The 19,246-nt window shown below is 66.8% G+C and carries 16 protein-coding genes; 10 read left to right on the plus strand and 6 right to left on the minus strand.

Features of this window, described 5'->3' with window-relative positions:
• Window positions 1-22 precede the first annotated feature (22 nt).
• Both AC07UH_RS16035 and AC07UH_RS16040 read right to left on the minus strand, forming a co-directional pair.
• Entirely contained in the window at window positions 23-430 is a 408-nt protein-coding gene (locus AC07UH_RS16035) for a hypothetical protein (protein WP_495189912.1), read from the minus strand.
• 71 nt (window positions 431-501) lie between these two features.
• A complete protein-coding gene (locus AC07UH_RS16040) occupies window positions 502-1,158 on the minus strand; it encodes a squalene/phytoene synthase family protein (protein WP_495181043.1) in 657 nt (218 codons plus the stop codon).
• Window positions 1,159-1,273: 115 nt separating this feature from the next.
• On the opposite strand from AC07UH_RS16040, the gene AC07UH_RS16045 reads away from it, so the two are divergent.
• Genes AC07UH_RS16045 through AC07UH_RS16055 form a run of 3 tightly spaced genes read left to right on the plus strand, consistent with a single transcriptional unit; the run spans window position 1,274 to window position 4,559 of the window.
• On the plus strand, window positions 1,274-3,247 hold the full coding sequence (locus AC07UH_RS16045; RefSeq protein ID WP_495189911.1) for a Tad domain-containing protein: 1,974 nt from the start codon (window positions 1,274-1,276) through the stop codon (window positions 3,245-3,247).
• Entirely contained in the window at window positions 3,244-3,867 is a 624-nt protein-coding gene (locus tag AC07UH_RS16050) for a TadE/TadG family type IV pilus assembly protein (RefSeq protein WP_495181045.1), read from the plus strand. Before AC07UH_RS16045 ends, AC07UH_RS16050 begins: the two co-directional genes overlap by 4 nt.
• Window positions 3,855-4,559 carry a TadE/TadG family type IV pilus assembly protein gene (locus tag AC07UH_RS16055; RefSeq protein WP_495181046.1) on the plus strand — a complete coding sequence of 235 codons (705 nt, stop codon included), beginning with the start codon at window positions 3,855-3,857 and terminating at the stop codon, window positions 4,557-4,559. Before AC07UH_RS16050 ends, AC07UH_RS16055 begins: the two co-directional genes overlap by 13 nt.
• A gap of 68 nt (window positions 4,560-4,627) precedes the next feature.
• On the opposite strand, the gene AC07UH_RS16060 is transcribed toward AC07UH_RS16055, so the two are convergent.
• From AC07UH_RS16060 to AC07UH_RS16075, 4 genes are all read right to left on the minus strand, one after another.
• A complete protein-coding gene (locus AC07UH_RS16060) occupies window positions 4,628-6,049 on the minus strand; it encodes a pyruvate dehydrogenase complex E1 component subunit beta (RefSeq protein WP_495181047.1) in 1,422 nt (473 codons plus the stop codon).
• Between the two features lies 1 nt (window position 6,050).
• Window positions 6,051-7,091: a pyruvate dehydrogenase (acetyl-transferring) E1 component subunit alpha gene (pdhA, locus tag AC07UH_RS16065; protein ID WP_038658356.1), complete on the minus strand. Its 1,041-nt coding sequence runs from the start codon at window positions 7,089-7,091 to the stop codon at window positions 6,051-6,053.
• Window positions 7,092-7,238: 147 nt separating this feature from the next.
• Window positions 7,239-7,652 carry a MerR family transcriptional regulator gene (locus AC07UH_RS16070; protein ID WP_137898623.1) on the minus strand — a complete coding sequence of 138 codons (414 nt, stop codon included), beginning with the start codon at window positions 7,650-7,652 and terminating at the stop codon, window positions 7,239-7,241.
• A 32-nt stretch (window positions 7,653-7,684) separates the two neighbouring features.
• Complete coding sequence (locus AC07UH_RS16075; RefSeq protein ID WP_495181048.1) at window positions 7,685-9,379, minus strand: long-chain-fatty-acid--CoA ligase; 1,695 nt, start codon at window positions 9,377-9,379, stop codon at window positions 7,685-7,687.
• A 123-nt stretch (window positions 9,380-9,502) separates the two neighbouring features.
• On the opposite strand from AC07UH_RS16075, the gene AC07UH_RS16080 reads away from it, so the two are divergent.
• The 7 genes from AC07UH_RS16080 (at window position 9,503) to paoC (ending at window position 19,217) form a co-directional block, all read left to right on the plus strand.
• A complete protein-coding gene (locus AC07UH_RS16080) occupies window positions 9,503-10,639 on the plus strand; it encodes a thiolase family protein (RefSeq protein ID WP_495181049.1) in 1,137 nt (378 codons plus the stop codon).
• Window positions 10,639-12,957, plus strand: a complete 2,319-nt coding sequence (locus tag AC07UH_RS16085; RefSeq protein ID WP_495181050.1) for a 3-hydroxyacyl-CoA dehydrogenase/enoyl-CoA hydratase family protein — start codon at window positions 10,639-10,641, stop codon at window positions 12,955-12,957. The genes AC07UH_RS16080 and AC07UH_RS16085 overlap by 1 nt, the downstream gene beginning before the upstream one ends.
• A 511-nt stretch (window positions 12,958-13,468) precedes the next feature.
• The gene (locus tag AC07UH_RS16090) at window positions 13,469-13,879 is read left to right on the plus strand and encodes a DUF2147 domain-containing protein (protein WP_038658341.1); all 411 of its coding nucleotides are present in this window, start codon (window positions 13,469-13,471) and stop codon (window positions 13,877-13,879) included.
• Window positions 13,880-13,930: 51 nt separating this feature from the next.
• Complete coding sequence (locus AC07UH_RS16095) at window positions 13,931-15,244, plus strand: OmpP1/FadL family transporter (protein WP_038658338.1); 1,314 nt, start codon at window positions 13,931-13,933, stop codon at window positions 15,242-15,244.
• 168 nt (window positions 15,245-15,412) lie between these two features.
• Complete coding sequence (gene paoA / locus AC07UH_RS16100; protein WP_495181051.1) at window positions 15,413-16,048, plus strand: aldehyde dehydrogenase iron-sulfur subunit PaoA; 636 nt, start codon at window positions 15,413-15,415, stop codon at window positions 16,046-16,048.
• Window positions 16,045-17,001: an FAD binding domain-containing protein gene (locus AC07UH_RS16105; RefSeq protein ID WP_495181052.1), complete on the plus strand. Its 957-nt coding sequence runs from the start codon at window positions 16,045-16,047 to the stop codon at window positions 16,999-17,001. Before paoA ends, AC07UH_RS16105 begins: the two co-directional genes overlap by 4 nt.
• Window positions 16,998-19,217: an aldehyde oxidoreductase molybdenum-binding subunit PaoC gene (gene paoC / locus AC07UH_RS16110; protein ID WP_495181053.1), complete on the plus strand. Its 2,220-nt coding sequence runs from the start codon at window positions 16,998-17,000 to the stop codon at window positions 19,215-19,217. The genes AC07UH_RS16105 and paoC overlap by 4 nt, the downstream gene beginning before the upstream one ends.
• Window positions 19,218-19,246 lie beyond the last annotated feature (29 nt).

Here is a 19,246-nt window from a genome sequence, read left to right on the forward strand (position 1 = left end):
TCGATCATCCCAGCGACAAACCCTACGGCGGGTCCAGCCGGCGGTCGTCCGCGCGCCGAACCGCATCGCGGTGTGGGTCGAGCCCTCTGCCGAGTTCATCTGCGTCAAGCGTGCCCGAGCGATCGTGATCCGCCGCGTCGAACTGCGGATCCGCCCATTCCCCGAGATCGAGCCGGCGGTCGCCATCCCCGTCCAGCCGGGCGAATCCCGCCCGCATGGCGGCGCGATATTCGTTGCGCGACAACACGCCGTCGCGGTCGCGGTCATGCGCCGCGAGCGCGGCATGCGCGACCGCCGCGGCATCCGGCGATGCCGCCGACCACACCGGAACGTGCCTGGTTTCGGCCGGCAGCACGGTCGGCGGCCGGTGCGCATGCACCACCGCGACCAATGCGACGCTACAGCCGGCGAGTAACGCCACCTCTGCCATCACCCGTCGTCGCATTGCCGAGTCCCTCGCTGCAAGTCGAGGCTAGCATGGCGAACGATCGTCGCAAATGTTCATCGTCCGGTTATTCTAAACCGCCCTACCTTCAAAGCCTTGCCAAGTGCCGATCCGGGGGCGGCATCGAGTCGCGCAATCAGGCTCAATACACCGATCGGGCGCAGCTTTGCTGGCCAAGGTGCTGAAAAAGCGTGCGACAACTCGCGCCGTGCAGCGTCCGCGGCCAGCGCGGCCGCCGCCGGCGCGGACAGATGCCCGGCGAGATCGGCGAGCGCCCAGCCCCGCCCCGCCGGCACGAGCAACGGCGAGTCGGCGCCGAGCACCATTCCCGCCGCGGCGAACAGCCCGGCCCCGCGGGCCTCGGCGTGGCGATCCAGCGTCTCGGCGCCGAGCGCGTCGGCGACGATCAACTCCTCCCATCCGTCGATCATCCCGGCGAGCCGCGCGCCGCTGACGCCCGCGGGCAGCAGATGTTGCTGGACGTCGCGCAGCAGCGGCTCGGCCGGCGCCGGCGCGCCGTCGAGCTTGGTGAGCGCCTCATGCCACCAGGTCAGCCGCATCTGCCCGACCATCGGCTCGCGCGTCGCACGGACGATCCCGGCGAGACGGGCGTCGAGCGCGAACAGCGTCTCGATCGCCGCGCGCGCGGGCATCGGCACCGCCGCGAGCAGCAACGCGCGATCGGGCGCGGGGAAGGACGGCGTATCGGTCATGGTCCGCGACCGCTGCCCCCACATCGCCGCGCTGGCAAGCCCGCCCCCGCCGGTGGAGACGATTTCATAAGGATTGCCTTGGTATTGCACGCTGAATTTTGATGACGGGACAGTCGTGACGAACTGGTTTGGGCGAACGCGGCGGACGGATCGGACGTCCTCGTTCATGGTGAGGCTGGCGCGGGCGAACAGCGGCAATACGCTGGCGATGCTCGCCATCTTCCTGATTCCGCTGTCGGCGCTGACCGGGTCGGCGGTGGATATCGGCCGTCTGTATCTGGTCAAGGCGCGGCTGCAGCAGGCGTGCGACGCCGGCGTGCTGGCCGGGCGCAAATTCATGCTCGATACCAGCCTGCCGGTGCTCGATCCGATCGCGACGACCCAGGCCAAGACCTTCTTCGCCAACAACTTCCCGAGCGGCATCATGGGCACGCCGGCGTTCACGACGCTGACCGCTCCGTTCACCCCGACCAAGACTGGCGACAATCAGGTCGCGGGCACCGCCACCACGACCGTGCCGATGACGATCATGAAGATGTTCGGCATGCCCTCGCGCACGCTGACCGTCACCTGCGAAGCGCGCTATGATGTCGCCGACACCGATGTGATCTTCGTGCTCGACACAACGGCGTCTATGGCATGTGCCGCTGCGGAAACGGGCGGATGCAACCCGGGAACCAGCACGTACATCCGGCCGGATGGTACCGGTATTGGCTATTATGCCAATGAAAAGCCGAGTTCGAAGATCGTGGCGCTACGCTCGGCGGTGCTCAACTTCTACGACACCGTTGCGAAGAACACGGATTCTTCCACTCACGTGCGCTATGGTTTCGTCACCTATACGTCGACGGTCAACGCCGGCTTCGCGATCCGCAACCTGTCCAGCGACTATCTGGTGAAGAGCTGGTCCTACAATACCCGGACGATCGGCGGCGACGTGAACAACGGAAACACGTCGTCATCCACCGTTTTCAACATACGGAAAACGGATTGCGATGGACGCGCAGGCCGATCGCCGGCGACGGGATTCCTCACCGACGGTACCGCTGTCCTGGCGACGACGAGTTGGACGCGAACCAGCTCGACCACGGGAAGCAACGCGACGGGTACCTGCATCATCACCGGGCAGCCGTTACGGCCCAACTGGCGGTATCAATCGGCGCCGTGGGACGTCTCGCGCTTCGTCGCGGGAGACGCGGTGACCGATCCGTCGAAGGTGACGGGCGTCACCAGCCGGTGGCAGGGCTGCATCGAGGAGCGCGACACGCGCGCCGACACCAGCTTCAGTCTCAACAACTTGCCGCCCGATCTCGACCCCGATCTGGTGCCTTATAATGACGCCACGCGGTGGCGGCCGATGTGGCCCGATGTCGTCTATTACCGCAGGACGATCGCAGGTGACCTCGACTCGGGCAACGGCAGTTCGCCCTATGGAGATTATTGGCCCAAGACGCGGCCGCCCTATTTCTATGCGGACCAGGCGACCACGGCATTCACCAACATGATCGCCTATGCGGGCAACGGTTGGGATGCGAACATATCGAGCGGATACGTATCGTGCGGCAAGCCGGTTCAAACGCTCAAGGACCTGAGCAGGACCGATGTCGTGAACTACGTCAACGCCGTCGACTTCAAGGCGCAGGGCGGAACGTACCATGATACCGGGATGATCTGGGGCACACGCCTGATCTCGCCGACCGGCGTTTTTGCAGCGGACACGGCAAGCTGGCCGGGCCGACAGCCGCCCAATCGGTTCATCGTCTTCATGACCGACGGCGATATGTCGCCGAACGACAACCTTTACGGCATGTACGGCATCGAGAGCTACGATCAGCGGGTCGCCGGCGGGACCAGTGATAATTACGACAGCTATCTGGCCCGCCATAATGCGCGCTTCCTGATCGAATGCGCCGCAGCCAAGGCCCGGAACATCACGGTCTTCGTCGTCGGGTTCGGCCAGACACTTACCCCGCAGCTGACGCAATGCGCCTCGCCCGGCCAGGCATTCTACGCCAGCGACAATGCCTCGTTGACCGCCGCGTTCACGCAGATCGCAAATCAGGTCGCGATGCTGCGGATCTCGAAATGAGCGCGACGCTGCGACGCGCCTTCCGCGACCGGCGCGGCGTGACCGCGGTCGAATTCGGGCTGGTCGCGCCGGTGATGGTCCTGATGATGATGGGGCTCGGTGACCTGCTCTACCAGACCTACGTCAAGGAGATGCTAAACGGCGCGGTGCAGAAGGCAGCGCGGGATTCGGCGATCCAGGGCGGCGCGCAACAGACCGATGCGATCGACGCCAAGGTGCTGACGATGATGGCGTCGATCATGCGCGCGCCGACCGCCTCCTGCGTGACGCCGGCGGCGACCGGCACCTATTGCTCCAGCCGCCGCAGCTATGCGACCTTCGGCTCGGTCGGTCCCGAGCCGTTCGTCGACGGCAACGGCAACAACCAGCGCGACCCCGGCGAATGCTATACCGACATCAACGGCAACGGCAGTTGGGACGCCGAACCCGGCGCGGCCGGACAGGGCGGTGCCAACGACGTGACACTCTACACGATGCGGATCACCTATCTGCGGTTGTTCCCCGTCGCACGACTGCTCGGTGTCAGCAGCAACCAGACGGTCACCGTCCAGACCCTGCTCAAGAACCAGCCCTATGCCACGCAGGCGACAGCGACGGTGAAAAAGATATGCACCCCCTGACCCGCCGTCTCGCCACCGACACGCGCGGGGTCGCGCTGATCGAATTCGCCTTTGCCGGCCCGCTGGTGCTGATGCTTGGCCTGTACGGGGTCGAGATAGGAAACCAGGCGCTCACCCATATGCGGATCAGCCAGATCGCGTTGACCGCTGCCGACAACGCCTCGCGCATGGGGCAGATGCAGCCGTCCAACATCGAACAGATGGGCGAGGCCGACATGAACGACGTCCTTCAGGCGGCGCGGCTGCAGGGCGCCGGCATCAAGCTCGGCACCTATGGCCGAATGACGATATCGAGCCTGGAGAACGTCCAGCAGAGCTACGACCTGCTGCTGCCGGTGCAGCGTATCCATTGGCAGCGCTGCATGGGGCTCAAGACGGGGACGGCCTATACGTCGAGCTACGGCACGACGACCGCCAGCGCGGGGACGACGGCGACGCTGGCCAATGCCGGTACGCTGGCGCCGAACGGCATGGGTGACCCCGGTCGCATGGTCAACGCGCCGCCGGGTTACGGTCTGATCTTCGTCGAGCTGAACTATGAATATCAGCCGATCGTCGGCAGCTGGTTGGCGAAGCCGTTCCGCATGCATTACGTCGCGTCCATGATCGTCCGCAACAACCGCGATTTCCGGCAGATCTACAATCCGCTCAACGCGGCGACGCCATCGACGTGCAACCTGTTCACCACTTGACCCGCCACCGAGCGCGAGCGCACCACGTGGGTTGAGGGCTCCCGCTTTCGCGGGAGCCCCCTGCACGATCACACGATCTTCTTCACCGTGGCGACGACGCGCTTGGCGTCGATCAGCGCCTTCTTCTCGAGGTTGGCGGCATAGGGCAGCGGCACGTCCTCGTTGGTGACGCGCAGCACCGGCGCGTCGAGGTCGTCGAACCCCTCTTCCATCACGATCGCGGTGATCTCCGATGCGATCGAACAGGTCGGCCAGCCTTCCTCGACCACGACGAGGCGGTTGGTCTTGGCGAGGCTCTTGAGCACCGTGTCCTTGTCGAGCGGGCGCAGCGTGCGCAGGTCGATGACCTCCGCCTCGATGCCCTCGCCCGCCAGCGTCTCGGCGGCTTCGAGCGCGAGGCCGACGCCGATCGAATAGCTCACCAGAGTGACGTGCTTGCCCTCGCGCATAATCCGCGCCTTGCCGATCGGCAGGACGTAATCGTCGAGCGTGGGGACGTCGAACGAGCGGCCGTACATCAGCTCGTTCTCGAGGAAGACGACCGGGTCTTCCGAGCGGATCGCCGCCTTGAGCAGGCCCTTGGCGTCGGCCGCGTCATAGGGCGCGATGACGATCAGGCCGGGGACGCTGGCATACCAGGGGGCGTAATTCTGGCTGTGCTGCGCGCCGACGCGGCTCGCCGCGCCGTTGGGGCCGCGGAAGACGATCGGGCAGCGCATCTGGCCGCCGGACATGTAATTGGTCTTGGCCGCCGAATTGATGATGTGGTCGATCGCCTGCATGGCGAAGTTGAACGTCATGAATTCGATGATCGGCTTCAGGCCGCCCATCGCCGCACCGGTGCCGACGCCGGCGAAGCCATATTCGGTGATCGGCGTGTCGATGACGCGGCGGTCGCCGAACTCGTCGAGCAGCCCCTGCGTGACCTTGTAGGCGCCCTGATATTGCGCGACTTCCTCGCCCATCACGAAGACGCGGTCGTCCTTGCGCATTTCCTCCGCCATCGCGTCGCGCAGCGCTTCGCGGACGGTGGTCTTCACCATCTCGGTGCCCTCGGGGATCGCCGGGTCCTGCACACCCTTCTTCTCGGCGGAGGCGACGAGCTTCTGCGTGCCGCTCTCCTGCTCGGCCGCCGCGGCGCCCTCGGGGATCGGCGGCGCGGCCCGGTCGGTCGCCTCGTTCTTCGGCGCCGGATTGGCGCCCTCGCCCGCGGTGGAGCCGGCGGTGGTCGCCGCATCGGCGCTCTCGCCGTCCTCGAGCAGCACGGCGATGACGTCGCCGACCTTCACATTGTCGGTGCCCTCGGCGACGACGATCTTGCCGATCGTGCCTTCATCGACCGCCTCGAATTCCATCGTCGCCTTGTCGGTCTCGATCTCGGCCATGATGTCGCCGGACTTGACGGTGTCGCCTTCCTTGACGAGCCATTTGGCGAGCGTGCCTTCCTCCATCGTCGGGGACAGCGCGGGCATCTTGATCTCGATTGCCATCTCAGTACGTCTCCACCAGCACGTCGGTATACAGCTCGGCCTCATCGGGCTCGGGCGTGCTTTCGGCGAAATCGGCGGCTTCGTTCACGGTCTTGCGGATCTCTTGTTCGATGGTCTTGAGGTCGGCCTCGCCCACCCCTTGCGCTTCGAGCAGCTTCTTGACGTGCTCGATCGGATCGGACTTGTCGCGCACCCCCTGCACTTCCTCGCGGCTGCGATATTTGGCGGGGTCGGACATGGAATGGCCGCGATAGCGATAGGTCTTCATCTCGAGGATGACCGGACCCTTGCCGGCGCGCACCCAGGCGAGCGCCTCCTCGGCGGCACCGCGACAGGCGAGCACGTCCATGCCGTCGACCTGGATGCCGGGGATGCGGAAGCTCTCGCCGCGGCGATACAGCTGGTCCTCGGCCGAAGCGCGATTGACGCTGGTGCCCATCGCATATTGGTTGTTCTCGATCACGAAGATGATCGGCAGCTTCCACAGCTCGGCCATGTTGAAGCTTTCGTACACCTGGCCCTGGTTGGCCGCGCCGTCGCCGAAATAGGCGAGGCAGACGCCACCGTCGTTGCTGTACTTGTGACCGAAGGCGAGGCCGGTGCCGAGCGACACCTGCGCGCCGACGATGCCGTGGCCGCCGTAGAATTTATGCTCGGTCGAGAACATGTGCATCGAACCGCCCTTGCCGCGGCTGATGCCCGCGGCGCGACCGGTAAGCTCTGCCATGATGACCTTGGGGTCGATGCCGTAGGCGAGCATGTGGCCATGGTCGCGATAGCCGGTAATGACCGAGTCCTTGTCGCCGTCGAGCGCCGACTGCAGGCCGACCGCGACCGCTTCCTGACCGATGTAGAGATGGCAGAAACCGCCGATGAAACCCAGGCCGTAGAGCTGGCCGGCCTTTTCCTCGAACCGGCGGATCAGCAGCATGTGCTTGTAGAAGTCGAGCAATTGCTCCTTGGTCGCCTCGAACGGCTTGGGATCGGCGGGACGCTCGCGATTGGTGAGCGGTACGGCGGGAGGAGCAGGCGATTTGGCCACGTATTACCTCAACGGTCCTGGGGGATGTGGCGCTGCCTATAGTCCCCCTTCTGCCAGAACATCAATTCCCCGCCGGCAAGAAGCTGGTCCGCCGCTCCGCCGCGCAGCCCGGCCATCGTCACGCACGGCCTTGCTTTCGCGCGATATCTACCCTGCCGCGCGGCGCCCTTCGGGTTCGTGCGCGTGGACGCGGGCCAGCGCCTCGCCCTCCAGCTTGGCGAGGTCGGCGAGCGTCTGGTCGAGCGTGTCGCGCTGCTGCTCCAATTCGGTGATGCGCTGGCGCACCCGCTCGGCGAGCGCGCGCATCTGTTCGAGATGCTGCGGATCGGCGTCGTAGAGGTCGAGGAATTCGGCGATGTCGGTCAGCGAGAAGCCGAGCCGCTTGCCCCGCAGGATGAGCTGCATCCGCGCGATCTCTCGCCGGCGGTAGACGCGCGTCGTCCCGATCCGGGACGGCTCGATCAGGCCCTTGTCCTCGTAGAAGCGCAGCGTCCGCGCTGTGATGCCGAGCATGTCGGCCACCTCCTGGATTCCCTGCAGGTCTCCGCTTTCGTCCATCATCCGCTCCCCGACGCCTACCCCTGCCCGACGGCTTATCGCGCCGCCTTGGCGAGTTCCTCCTCGACAAGCTCCTTCTTGGAAAGCTTGCCGATCAAGGTCTTGGGCAGAGTGTCGCGGATTTCGACCTCGCGGGGAAGCTCGATCTTGCTGATCTTGTCGCGCAGGAAATCGCGCAATTCGGTCGGCGTCGCGGCGCCCGGCGGGTTGAGCACGACGAACGCCTTGGGCGCCTGGCCGCGATGCGCGTCGGCGACGCCGATCACCACCGCCTCGACCACCGCGGGATGCTCGTACAGCGCCTCCTCGATGACGCGCGGATAGACGTTGTAGCCGCCGCACAGGATCATGTCCTTGATCCGGTCGACGATGAACAGATAGCCGTCGGCATCGAGATAGCCGACGTCGCCGGTGCGCAGCGCGCCGTCGGCGAACGCCGCCGCGGTCTCCGCCGGCTTGTGCCAATAGCCCGCCATGATCTGCGGGCCGCGGGCGCAGATCTCGCCCTTCTCGCCCGCCGGCACGATCCGCGTCGGGTCTTCGCGATCGCGGATCTCGATCGTCGTGCCGGGGAACGGCAGGCCGGCCGAGCCTTCCTTGTTCACCCCCTCGAACGGGTTGCAGGTGATGATCGGCGAGGCTTCGGACAGGCCATAGCCCTCGACCAGCTTGGCGCCGGTATTGGCCTCGAAGGCGTGACGCACCTCGACCGGCAGCGGCGCGCCGCCCGAGATGCAGACCTTGATCGCGGACAGATCGGGACGCTGCCCAGCCGGCAGATTGGCGAGCGCGTTGTAGATCGTCGGCACCGCCGGAAAATAGGTCGGGCGGGTGCGCTTGAGCGTCGCCAGCAATTGCTTCAATTCGAAGCGCGGCAGCAGGATCATCTCGGCGGCGACCAGCGTCGAGAAGGTCAGCACGTTGGTCAGCGCGAAGACGTGGAACAGCGGCAGCACGCCGAGCACGCGATCCTGATCGGGCACCTCGCCGCCGCAATGGACCAGCATCGCATCGGTATTGGCGACGATATTGGCGTGGCTCAGCATCGCCGCCTTGGGCACGCCGGTGGTGCCACCGGTATATTGCAGCACCGCGACCTCGTGCGGGTCGACTGCGACGGGCCTGGGCGTGCCGCCCTTCGCCATGAAGGCCGCATAATAGAGGTGGCGGGCGCTCGCCGGCGCGCGGCCGATCTCCTTGCGCTTGACCAATTTGTAGCCGAGCTTCTTGAGCCCCGGCAAAACGTCGGCGATCGGGCAGCTGATGACGTGGCGGATGCCCGTCTCCCCCGCGACCTTGAGCACGCGTGCCTGGATGTCGGCGATGTCGCAGGTGGCGATGATCTCGGCGCCCGAATCCTCGATCAAATGGGTCAGCTCACGCTCGACGTAGAGCGGATTGACGTTGACGACGATGCCGCCCGCTTTCAGCGTCGCGTAGAACAGCACCGGATAATAAGGCGTGTTGGGCAGGCACAAGGCGACGCGCGTGCCCTTGACGACGCCGAGCGCCTGCAACGCCGCGGCGGCACGATCGACATCGGCGGCGAGCGCGCCCCAGGTCGTGATCCGCCCCATGAAATCGACCGCCGGCCGATCGGGAAAGCGCGTCGCCGACCGGGCGAGCAGATCACCGAGCAGCCGCGGCTGTGCGACCAGCGGCACGCCGTTCCGGACCGCCAGCGGCGCGGCAAGGGTCGTGCTCGTGTCTCGGCTCGCGTCGTCGCTCATCCGTCCATCCTCTCATCTTCACCATCGAGCATATTGTCCGCTCGTGCCACTTGACGTAATGGGAAGGTATCGCACCTATACGGCATCCCGCAAGCCTCGGTTGCCCGCAAAAGAGAGGATTTCATGACCAACGTCGTCATCGCCGGTTATGCACGCTCGCCCTTCCACCTGGCCGGCAAGGGCGCGCTCGCCCGCGTCCGGCCCGACGATCTCGCCGCGCAGACGATCCGCGGGCTGATCGACAAGACCGGCGTCGACGCCTCGGAGATCGAGGACATCATCCTCGGCTGCGCTTTCCCCGAGGGCGAACAGGGCCTCAACGTCGCGCGGCTGATCGGCCTGCTCGCCGATTTGCCGCTGTCGGTCGGCGGCATGACGGTCAACCGCTTCTGCGGATCGTCGATGAGCGCGATCCATATCGCGATGGGCCAGATCCAGATCGGTGCGGGCGAGGCGTTCATCTGTGCCGGCCTCGAATCGATGAGCCGGATCCCGATGGGCGGCTACAACCCCCTCCCCAACCCGGTCCTCGCGAAGGCGAACCCAGGCGCGTACATGGGAATGGGCGACACCGCCGAGAACGTCGCGACCAAATACCAGATCACGCGCGGCGAGCAGGATGCCTTTGCGGTGAAGAGCCAGCAGAAGGCCGCCGCGGCGCGCGCCGACGGCCGCCTCGCCGACGAGATCGTGCCGATCACCACCAAGGCCGGCACGGTCAGCGAGGACGGCACGATCCGCCCCGACACCACCGTCGAGGCGCTCGGCAACCTCAAGCCCGCGTTCAGCCAGGACGGATCGGTGACCGCCGGCACCTCGTCGCCGCTGACCGACGGCGCCTCGGCGGTGCTCGTCACCTCCGAGGAATTCGCGCAGAAGCACGGCCTGAAAATCCTCGCCCGGATCAAGGCGGTCGGCGTGTCGGGGATCGAGCCCGAGACGATGGGCCTCGGCCCGATCAGCGCCTCGCAGAAGGCGCTCGCCCGCGCCGGCGTATCGGTCGCCGACCTCGACGTGGTCGAGATCAACGAGGCCTTCGCCAGCCAGGCGATCGCCTGCATCCGCGACCTCGGCCTCAAGGACGAGACGATCAATCTCGACGGCGGCGCGATCGCGATCGGCCATCCGCTCGGCGCGACCGGTGCGCGCATCGTCGGCAAGGCGGCGGCGCTGCTTGAGCGCGAGGGCGGGCGCTATGCGCTGGCGACCCAGTGTATCGGCGGCGGTCAGGGCATCGCCACCGTGCTGGAGCGCGCATGATGGCCGAGGCTATTCGCAAGGTCTGCGTGATCGGCGCCGGCGTGATGGGCGCCGGCATCGCCGCGCAGGTCGCCAATGCCGGTATCCCGGTGCTGCTGCTCGACATTCCCGCGCGCGAAGGTGACGATCGCGACGCGGTCGCCAAGGGTGCCGTCGCCAGGATGCTCAAGACCGATCCCGCGCCGTTCATGTCGACCGGCGCGGCGAAGCTGGTCGAGACGGGCAATATCGACGATCATCTGGATCGCGTCGCCGAATGCGACTGGATCGTCGAGGCGATCGTCGAGCGGCTCGACATCAAGCAGTCGCTCTACGCCAGGCTCGAGGCATTGAAGCGTCCCGGCACCGCGGTGTCGTCGAACACCTCGACGATCCCGCTCGGCCATCTGGTCGACGGCCGCTCCGACCAGTTCAAGGCCGACTTCCTCATCACCCACTTCTTCAATCCGCCGCGCTACATGCGGCTGATCGAGATCGTCCGCGGCGAACAGACCGACGTCGCCGTGGCGGAGAAGGTCGAGGCGTTCGTCGACCGGTTCATGGGCAAGCGCATCGTCCGCGCCAAGGATACGCCGGGCTTCATCGCCAACCGCATCGGCACCTATTGGCTCGCGGTCGCGATCAACGCCGCGATGGACCAGGGCCTCACCGTCGAGGAGGCCGACCAGATCGGCGGCCGGCCGATGGGCGTGCCGAAGACCGGCATCTTCGGTCTCGTCGACCTCGTCGGCGTCGACCTGATGCCGCTGCTGTCGAAGAGCCTGTCGTCGACGCTGCCGCAGGGCGATCCCTATTTCGACACGGTGCGGCCGATGCCCCTCGTCGACAAGATGATCGCCGACGGCTTCACAGGCCGCAAGGGCAAGGGTGGCTTCTACCGCTTCGACAAGGCGACGAAGACGAAGCTCGCGCTCGATCTCGCCACCGGCGACTATCGCGAGGGGGTCAAGCCCGCCGCGCTGCCGCCCAAGGCGGAGAAGGATCTCGCCGCGCTGATCGCCGTACCGGGCAAGGTCGGCGATTACGCCTGGGAGATCTTGGGCAAGACGCTGTCCTATGCGGCGATGCTGGTCGGCGAGGCCGCCGACGATATCGTCGGCATCGATGACGCGATGAAGCTCGGCTACAATTGGAAGTTCGGGCCGTTCGAGCTGATCGACAAGATCGGCGCCGGCACCTTCGCCGCGCGGCTGCGCGACGAGGGGCGCAGCGTCCCCGCGATCCTCGACACCGCGGGCGACCGTCCCTTCTACCGCGTCGTCGACGGCAAGCGCCAGTTCCTCACCCTCGCCGGCGAGTATCAGGACGTCGTGCGCGGCGAGGGCGTCGTGCTGCTCGAGGACATCAAGCTCGGTGCCGAGCCGATCGTCAGGAACGCCTCCGCGGCGCTCTGGGATATCGGCGACGGCGTCGCCGCGCTCGAATTCACCACCAAGATGAACGCGCTCGACGGCGAGATCATGGCGCTGATCCAGCAGGCGATCCCGATCGTCGAGGCACGGTTCAAGGCGCTGGTGATCTACAACGAAGGCTCGAACTTCTCGGCCGGCGCCAATCTCGGCATGGCGATGTTCGCCGTCGCCGCCGGCATGTGGGGCGAGATCGAGAAACTGATCGCCGGCGGCCAGCAGGCGCTCAAGGCACTCAAATACGCCCCCTTCCCCGTCGTGTCGGCACCCGCCGGCATGGCGCTGGGCGGCGGCTGCGAGGTGCTGCTCCATTCGGACGCGGTGCAGGCGCATGCCGAGACCTATGTCGGCCTCGTCGAATGCGGCGTCGGCCTGCTGCCCGGCTGGGGCGGCAACGGCGAGATGCTCGATCGTATGGCGAAGGCGCCGATGATGCCGCGCGGGCCGATGCCCGCGGTCGCCAAGGCGTTCGAGACGATCTCGACCGCGCAGGTCTCCAAGTCGGCGGCGCTCGCCAAGGAGATGATGTTCCTGCGGCCGGGCGATGGCATCACGATGAACCGCGACCGGTTGCTCGCCGACGCCAAGGCCAAGGCGCTCTCGCTGGTCGAGGGCTATGCGCCGCCGGAGAAGCCGACCTTCCGCCTGCCCGGCGAGAGCGGCCGCGTCGGCATCGCCGGCGTCGTCGACGGCTTCCGCAAGAAGGGGCTGGCGACCGAATATGACGAGATCGTCTCGGCCCGGCTGGCGATGGTGCTGACCGGCGGCGACGCCGATCTGGTCGACATCGTGCAGGAAGACGACCTCCTCACGCTGGAACGCGAAGGCTTCATGGCCGCGGTGAAGGACCCGCGGACGCAGGCACGCGTCCAGCAGATGCTGACGACGGGTAAGCCACTGCGGAACTGATCGCGATCCCGTTACCGGTTGCGGTACAGTCACACGAAGGTGTTCGACCAGGTCCAAGGCTTCGCGGATTCACCCCGTCACCCCGGACTTGTTCCGGGGTCCACTCCGCGGCGAGGAGAACGGCTAGAGTAAGCACCGTTCGCCCGTTGACCGGTGGACCCCGGAACGAGTCCGGGGTGACGAACCTGACGAGGATGCCGATCGACCATCATCTCGTCAGCCTCGGACACCGGCAATGCTCGCAAGCCAGCGATCGGGTCCGTGGCCCCCACGCCGCACGTCGCTTAAAACCTGCCACCACCACGCAACCCCCGCTTGACACCCGACGCCAGCGGTTTAGGCGGGCCGCAGGTTGCCGTATACGGCATCCTGTTAGCCATTAGGTCATCGTTCATCGTCGACCGGCAATGATGGCGACACACCGCGACCGTACGGATACGGCGCGAAAGCTTTTGGAAGGCTTATTCGATGCATGCGGCTGTTAGCGTGCATCCCGGAGAGGAGAATCATCATGTCCCTGCTTTTGCTCGGCGCCCTGCTCGCAGCGGCCCCTGCCCCCGCCGCCGATACGGCGATCGGCCGCTGGAAGACCGAGACGAAGAACGGCATCGTCGAGATCCAGCGCTGCGGCGCGTCGATCTGCGGCCGTCTGCTGACCTCCGAACTGCTTCGCCAGCAGCCCGACCTCAAGGACGCCAACAACCAGAACGTCGCGCAGCGCAGCCGCCCGCTCAAGGGCCTGCTCCTGATCAGCGGCTTCACCGCCGACCGCGACGGCTGGTCCGGTGGCCAGATCTACAATCCCGACGACGGCAAGACCTACAAGGCGAAGGTGACGCCGGTCGACGCCAACACGCTCAAGGTCCGCGGCTGCGTGTTCGTCCCCTTGTGCAAGACGCAGACCTGGACCCGCATCCGCTAAAAGCGTGTCCGTCCAACGTGTTTGCCCCCAGTTCGCTTAAGGAAGACCCCCATGACCCTTCGTAAGACCTCCCTGCTCGCCACCGCCGTGCTCGGCTCGTTCGGCTTCGCCACCGTCGCGCACGCGCAGGCCTTCTACCTGCAGGAACAGTCGGCGCGCGGCGCCGGCCGTGCCTTCTCGGGCGAAGTCGCCGACACCGGTCCGCAGTCGCTGTGGTGGAACCCGGCGTCGATCGCCGGCATGGAGAATGGCGAAGCCGCGATCAACGCCTCGGGCATCCTGCCGCGCGGCAAGGTCGTCAACAACGGTACGCTGATCTGCCGTCCGGCCGGCGTGTCGTGCCAGGTTCCGACCAACTTCGCGGCCGTCGGCGGCGATCAGGTCGCCCGTAATCCGATCGACAATGGTCTGCTGCCGTCGGGCGCGATCGCGATGCCGTTCGGCCCGGTCGCGATCGGCCTTGCGGTCACCTCGCCCTACAGCTTCACCACCGACTATGATTCGACGAGCTGGACCCGCTACAGTGCGACCCGCACCAAGCTGCAGACGATCGACATCCAGCCATCGATCGCCATCGCGCTGACCGACTGGCTGCGCGTCGGCGGTGCCGCCAACGTCGAGCACGTCTATGCCAGCCTCGGCAACAACCTGCCCAACCTCACCACCGCCGCCGACGGCCGCCAGAAGCTGGAAGGTGACGGCTGGGATCTCGGCTGGACCGCCGGCATGCAGATGCACAACGATTGGGCGACCGTCGGCGTCAGCTACAAGTCGCGCATCGAACATACGCTGAAGGGCGATTTGCTGGTCGAGGGGCTCGTCGGCCCGCTCGCCACGCAGAACCGCACCGTCAACGATGTCGAGGCGAGCTTCTACACGCCGGCGCAGGTCATCGTCGGCGCACGCATCCGCGCCACGCCGCAGCTGACGCTGAACGGCCAGGCAGTCCGCTACAATTGGAGCAAGTTCGACGCGATCCGCCTCGGCGCGCCGCTCAACACCGCACTGCCCGAGAATTATCGTGACAGCTACAGCCTCGCCGGCGGCGTCGATTATGCCGTTTCGCCGAAGCTGACGCTCCGCGCCGGTGTGCAGCGGGCGACGACGCCGACGCAGGACGGCCTGCGCGACGCACGCGTGCCCGACGCGAACCGCTGGAACTATGGCGCCGGTGGCACCTTCCAGCTGACGCCGAAGATCGGCATCGATCTCGCCGCGAACTACGTCGACTTCTCCGACACGACGATCGATCGCCGTACCGCGGCTTATGCCGGTACGCTGGTACAGACGCCGGTGCTCACCAACGGCACGTTGCAGGACGCGCATGCCGTCGTCCTCTCGGCCGGCGCGCACATCGGTTTCTGATGCGAAAGTCCGGGTTTCGCCTGCGTTAGGTGGAACCCGGACCTATCCTGCCGCGTACTCTCCCCAAGCGTTTGCTTTGGTTGGATAAGGCAGGATAAGCCCCACCGGAGCCGACGGACGATCGGGATCATAGAGGTCCCGGCGCTCGACAGCATCACGGGGGCCCCTATGCGCCAGAATGAATTTCAGATGTCCCGCCGCGGGGTAATCGCGGTCGGGACCGTCGGTGTTGCCGCGACCGCGCTGCCGGCCGAAGCGGCGACGCCGCAGATGCAGGATCGCGCGCCGGTGCCGACGGTGCCGGTGACGCTCAAGGTCAACGGCCGCACCAGCAAGCTCGATCTCGACACCCGCACCACCCTGCTCGACGCGCTGCGCGAGCATTGGAAGCTGACCGGCACCAAGAAGGGCTGCGATCATGGCCAGTGCGGCGCCTGCACCGTGCTGGTCGACGGCCGCCGGATCAACTCGTGCCTGACACTCGCGGTGATGCATGACGGCGACGAGATCACCACGATCGAGGGGCTCGGCAAGCCCGACGACCTGCACCCGATGCAGGCCGCCTTCATCAAGCACGACGGCTATCAATGCGGCTATTGCACGCCCGGCCAGATTTGCTCGGCGGTGGCGGTGCTCGACGAGATCAAGCGCGGCGTCCCCAGCCACGTCCAGGCCGATATCGCCGGCCAGCCGACCGCCTCGGCGGTGGAGATGCGCGAGCGGATGAGCGGCAACATCTGCCGCTGCGGTGCCTATTCCAACATCATCGAAGCGATGTCCGACGTCGCGGGGACAAAAGCATGAAGGCCTTTACCTATGAGCGGGCCGAGACGCCCGCAGCGGCCGCCGCGGCGGTCGCGGCCAAGCCCGGCGCCAAGTTCATCGCCGGCGGCACCAATTTGCTCGACCTGATGAAGCTCCAGATCGAGGAGCCGGTGCATCTGGTCGACGTCAACCGCCTCGCGCTCGACAAGATCGAGCCGACGTCGGACGGTGGCCTGCGCATCGGCGCGCTGGTGCGCAACACCGATCTCGCCGCCGACGCCCGCGTCCGTCGCGACTATGGCGTGCTGACCCGCGCGATCGTTGCGGGAGCGTCGGGCCAGCTCCGCAACAAGGCGACGACTGCGGGCAATCTGCTCCAGCGCACGCGCTGCCCCTATTTCTACGACACCAACCAGCCGTGCAACAAGCGCAAGCCCGGCACCGGCTGCGCCGCGATCGGCGGCTACAGCCGTCAGCTCGGCATCATCGGTACCAGCGATGCCTGTATCGCCACCTATCCCGGCGACATGGCGGTGGCGATGCGCGTGCTCGATGCGACGGTGGAAACGGTCCAGCCCTCCGGACAGACGCGGCGCATCGCGATCGCCGACTTCCATCGCCTGTGGGGCAATACCCCGCATATCGACACCAACCTGCATGCGGGCGAGCTGATCACCGCGGTGACGCTCCCCAAGCCGGTCGGCGGCACGCACATCTACCACAAGGTGCGCGACCGGGCGTCCTACGCCTATGCGCTCGTCTCGGTGGCCGCGATCGTCCAGCGCGATGGCAGCGGCCATGTCGCGATCGGCGGCATCGCCCCCAAGCCGTGGCGCGTCGAGGCGGCGGAAGCCGCCTTGCCGCAGGGTGCCAAGGCGGTGAGCGGTCGCCTGCTCGCCGGCGCCCGCCCGACCGCTGACAATGCCTTCAAGGTGCCCCTCGTCGAGCGCACGCTCGCCGCAGTGCTGGCCGAAGCGAAAGACGCAGCATGAAATTCGACCAGCCCGCCGGCCAGAACCCGATCGACCAGCTCAAGGTCATCGGCAAGCCCACCGACCGTATCGACGGCAAGTTCAAGACCACCGGCACCGCGCCCTACGCTTATGAGCGCCACGACGTCGTTCCCGACGCGGCCTATGGCTATGTCCTCGGCGCCGGCATCGGCAAGGGGCGGATCGCGTCGATGGATCTCGCCGCGGCGAAGGCCGCACCGGGCGTGCTGACGATCGTCACCGCCGACAGCGCTGGCGCACTCGGCAAGGGCGACATGAACACCGCCAAGCTGCTCGGCGGCCCCGCGGTCGACCATTATCATCAGGCGATCGCGCTGGTCGTCGCCGAGACGTTCGAACAGGCGCGGTCCGCCGCGGCGCTGATCCGCGTCGATTACGCGCGCGAGAAGGGTCGCTTCGACCTCGACACCGCGCTCAAGACCGCCCCGCTGAAGGGCGACAGCAGCGGCGAGGGCAGTTCCGCGCCGCCGATCGACCGCGTCGGCAATTTCGAGAAGGCTTTCGCCGCCGCGCCGGTGCAGCTCGATGCCGTGTACGAGACGCCCGACCAGAGCCACGCGATGATGGAGCCGCATGCCAGCATCGCGCGCTGGGACGGTGATAAGCTGACGCTGTGGACGTCGAACCAGATGATCGCCTGGGGCAAGGGCGACGTCGCCAAGACGCTCGGCATCCCCAAGGACAACGTCCGCCTGATCTCGCCTTATATCGGCGGCGGATTCGGCGGGAAGCTGTTCGTCCGCGCCGATGCGGTGCTGGCGGCGCTCGGCGCGAAACAGGCGGGCCGACCGGTCAAGGTGACGCTGCAACGCCCGCTGATGATCAACAACACCACGCACCGCCCGGCGACGCGCCAGCGCATCCGCCTCGGTGCCGGCAAGGACGGCAAGCTCACCGCGATCGCGCATGAGAGCGGGTCGGGCGATCTGCCCGGCGGCGGTCCCGAGACCGCGGTATCGCAGACCAAATTGCTGTATGCGGGTGCCAATCGCCTGACCTCGATGCGGCTCGCGGTGCTCGACCTGCCCGAAGGCAATGCGATGCGCGCGCCCGGCGAGGCGCCCGGCCTGATGGCGCTCGAGGTCGCGATGGACGAGATGGCGGAGAAGCTGAACATGGACCCCGTCCAGTTCCGCATCGTCAACGACACGCAGGTCGATCCCGAAAAGCCCGGCCGCAAATTCTCGCAGCGCCAGCTCGTCGAATGCCTGCGTCTCGGCGCCGACAAATTCGGCTGGTCGCAGCGGCAGGCGAAGCCGCGCTCGGTCCGCGACGGGCGCTGGCTGGTCGGCATGGGCGTCGCCAGCGGCTTCCGCAACAACATGACGATGAAGTCGGGCGCGCGCGTCGGCATCGACAAGAAGGGGATGGTCACCGTCGCCACCGACATGACCGACATCGGCACCGGCAGCTATACGATCATCGCGCAGACCGCCGCCGAGGTGATGGGCGTGACCCTCGACAAGGTGAACGTGCTGCTCGGCGACAGCAGCTTTCCCGTCGCCGCCGGGTCGGGCGGCCAATGGGGCGCCAACAGCTCGACCGCGGGTGTCTATGCCGCCTGCATGAAGCTGCGCGAGACGGTGGCGCAGAAGCTCGGCTTCAACTCAGCCGACGTCGAGTTCGCCGACGGCAAGGTCCGCTCGGGCAACCGCAGCGTGCCGCTGGCGCAGGCGGCGGGCGATGCCGGCCTGTCCGCCGAGGACAGCATCGAGTTCGGCGATCTCGCCAAGAAGGAACAGCAATCGACCTTCGCCGGCCATTTCGTCGAGGTCGGCGTCGACGCCTATACCGGCGAGATCCGCATCCGGCGCATGCTCGCGGTCTGCGCGGCGGGGCGCATCCTCAACCCCAAGTCGGCGCGCAGCCAGGTGATCGGCGCGATGACGATGGGCGTCGGCGCCGCGCTGATGGAGGAACTGGCGGTCGACAAGCGCTTCGGCTTCTTCGTCAACCACGATCTCGCCAGCTACGAGGTGCCGGTCCACGCCGACATCCCGCATCAGGAGGTGATCTTCCTCGACGAGGTCGATCCGATGTCGTCGCCGATGAAGGCCAAGGGCGTCGGCGAGCTCGGCCTGTGCGGCGTCGGCGCGGCAATCGCCAATGCGGTCTACAATGCCAGCGGCGTGCGCATCCGCGAATATCCGGTCACGCTCGACAAGGTCATCGCCGGCCCGTCGATGATGGCGTGATCGCGCCTCCCCTCTCCCGGCGGGAGAGG

Source organism: Sphingomonas sp. GW821-FHT04B01 (assembly GCF_059420425.1).

Bases quoted from the DNA above. Each gene is read 5' to 3' on its own strand.
- AC07UH_RS16035 (WP_495189912.1), bottom strand. From the start codon at position 430: ATGGCAGAGGTGGCGTTACTCGCCGGCTGTAGCGTCGCATTGGTCGCG.
- AC07UH_RS16040 (WP_495181043.1), bottom strand. From the start codon at position 1,158: ATGACCGATACGCCGTCCTTCCCCGCGCCCGATCGCGCGTTGCTGCTC.
- AC07UH_RS16050 (WP_495181045.1), top strand. From the start codon at position 3,244: ATGAGCGCGACGCTGCGACGCGCCTTCCGCGACCGGCGCGGCGTGACC.
- AC07UH_RS16055 (WP_495181046.1), top strand. From the start codon at position 3,855: ATGCACCCCCTGACCCGCCGTCTCGCCACCGACACGCGCGGGGTCGCG.
- AC07UH_RS16060 (WP_495181047.1), bottom strand. From the start codon at position 6,049: ATGGCAATCGAGATCAAGATGCCCGCGCTGTCCCCGACGATGGAGGAA.
- AC07UH_RS16070 (WP_137898623.1), bottom strand. From the start codon at position 7,652: ATGATGGACGAAAGCGGAGACCTGCAGGGAATCCAGGAGGTGGCCGAC.
- AC07UH_RS16075 (WP_495181048.1), bottom strand. From the start codon at position 9,379: ATGAGCGACGACGCGAGCCGAGACACGAGCACGACCCTTGCCGCGCCG.
- AC07UH_RS16080 (WP_495181049.1), top strand. From the start codon at position 9,503: ATGACCAACGTCGTCATCGCCGGTTATGCACGCTCGCCCTTCCACCTG.
- AC07UH_RS16085 (WP_495181050.1), top strand. From the start codon at position 10,639: ATGGCCGAGGCTATTCGCAAGGTCTGCGTGATCGGCGCCGGCGTGATG.
- AC07UH_RS16090 (WP_038658341.1), top strand. From the start codon at position 13,469: ATGTCCCTGCTTTTGCTCGGCGCCCTGCTCGCAGCGGCCCCTGCCCCC.
- AC07UH_RS16095 (WP_038658338.1), top strand. From the start codon at position 13,931: ATGACCCTTCGTAAGACCTCCCTGCTCGCCACCGCCGTGCTCGGCTCG.
- paoA (WP_495181051.1), top strand. From the start codon at position 15,413: ATGCGCCAGAATGAATTTCAGATGTCCCGCCGCGGGGTAATCGCGGTC.
- AC07UH_RS16105 (WP_495181052.1), top strand. From the start codon at position 16,045: ATGAAGGCCTTTACCTATGAGCGGGCCGAGACGCCCGCAGCGGCCGCC.
- paoC (WP_495181053.1), top strand. From the start codon at position 16,998: ATGAAATTCGACCAGCCCGCCGGCCAGAACCCGATCGACCAGCTCAAG.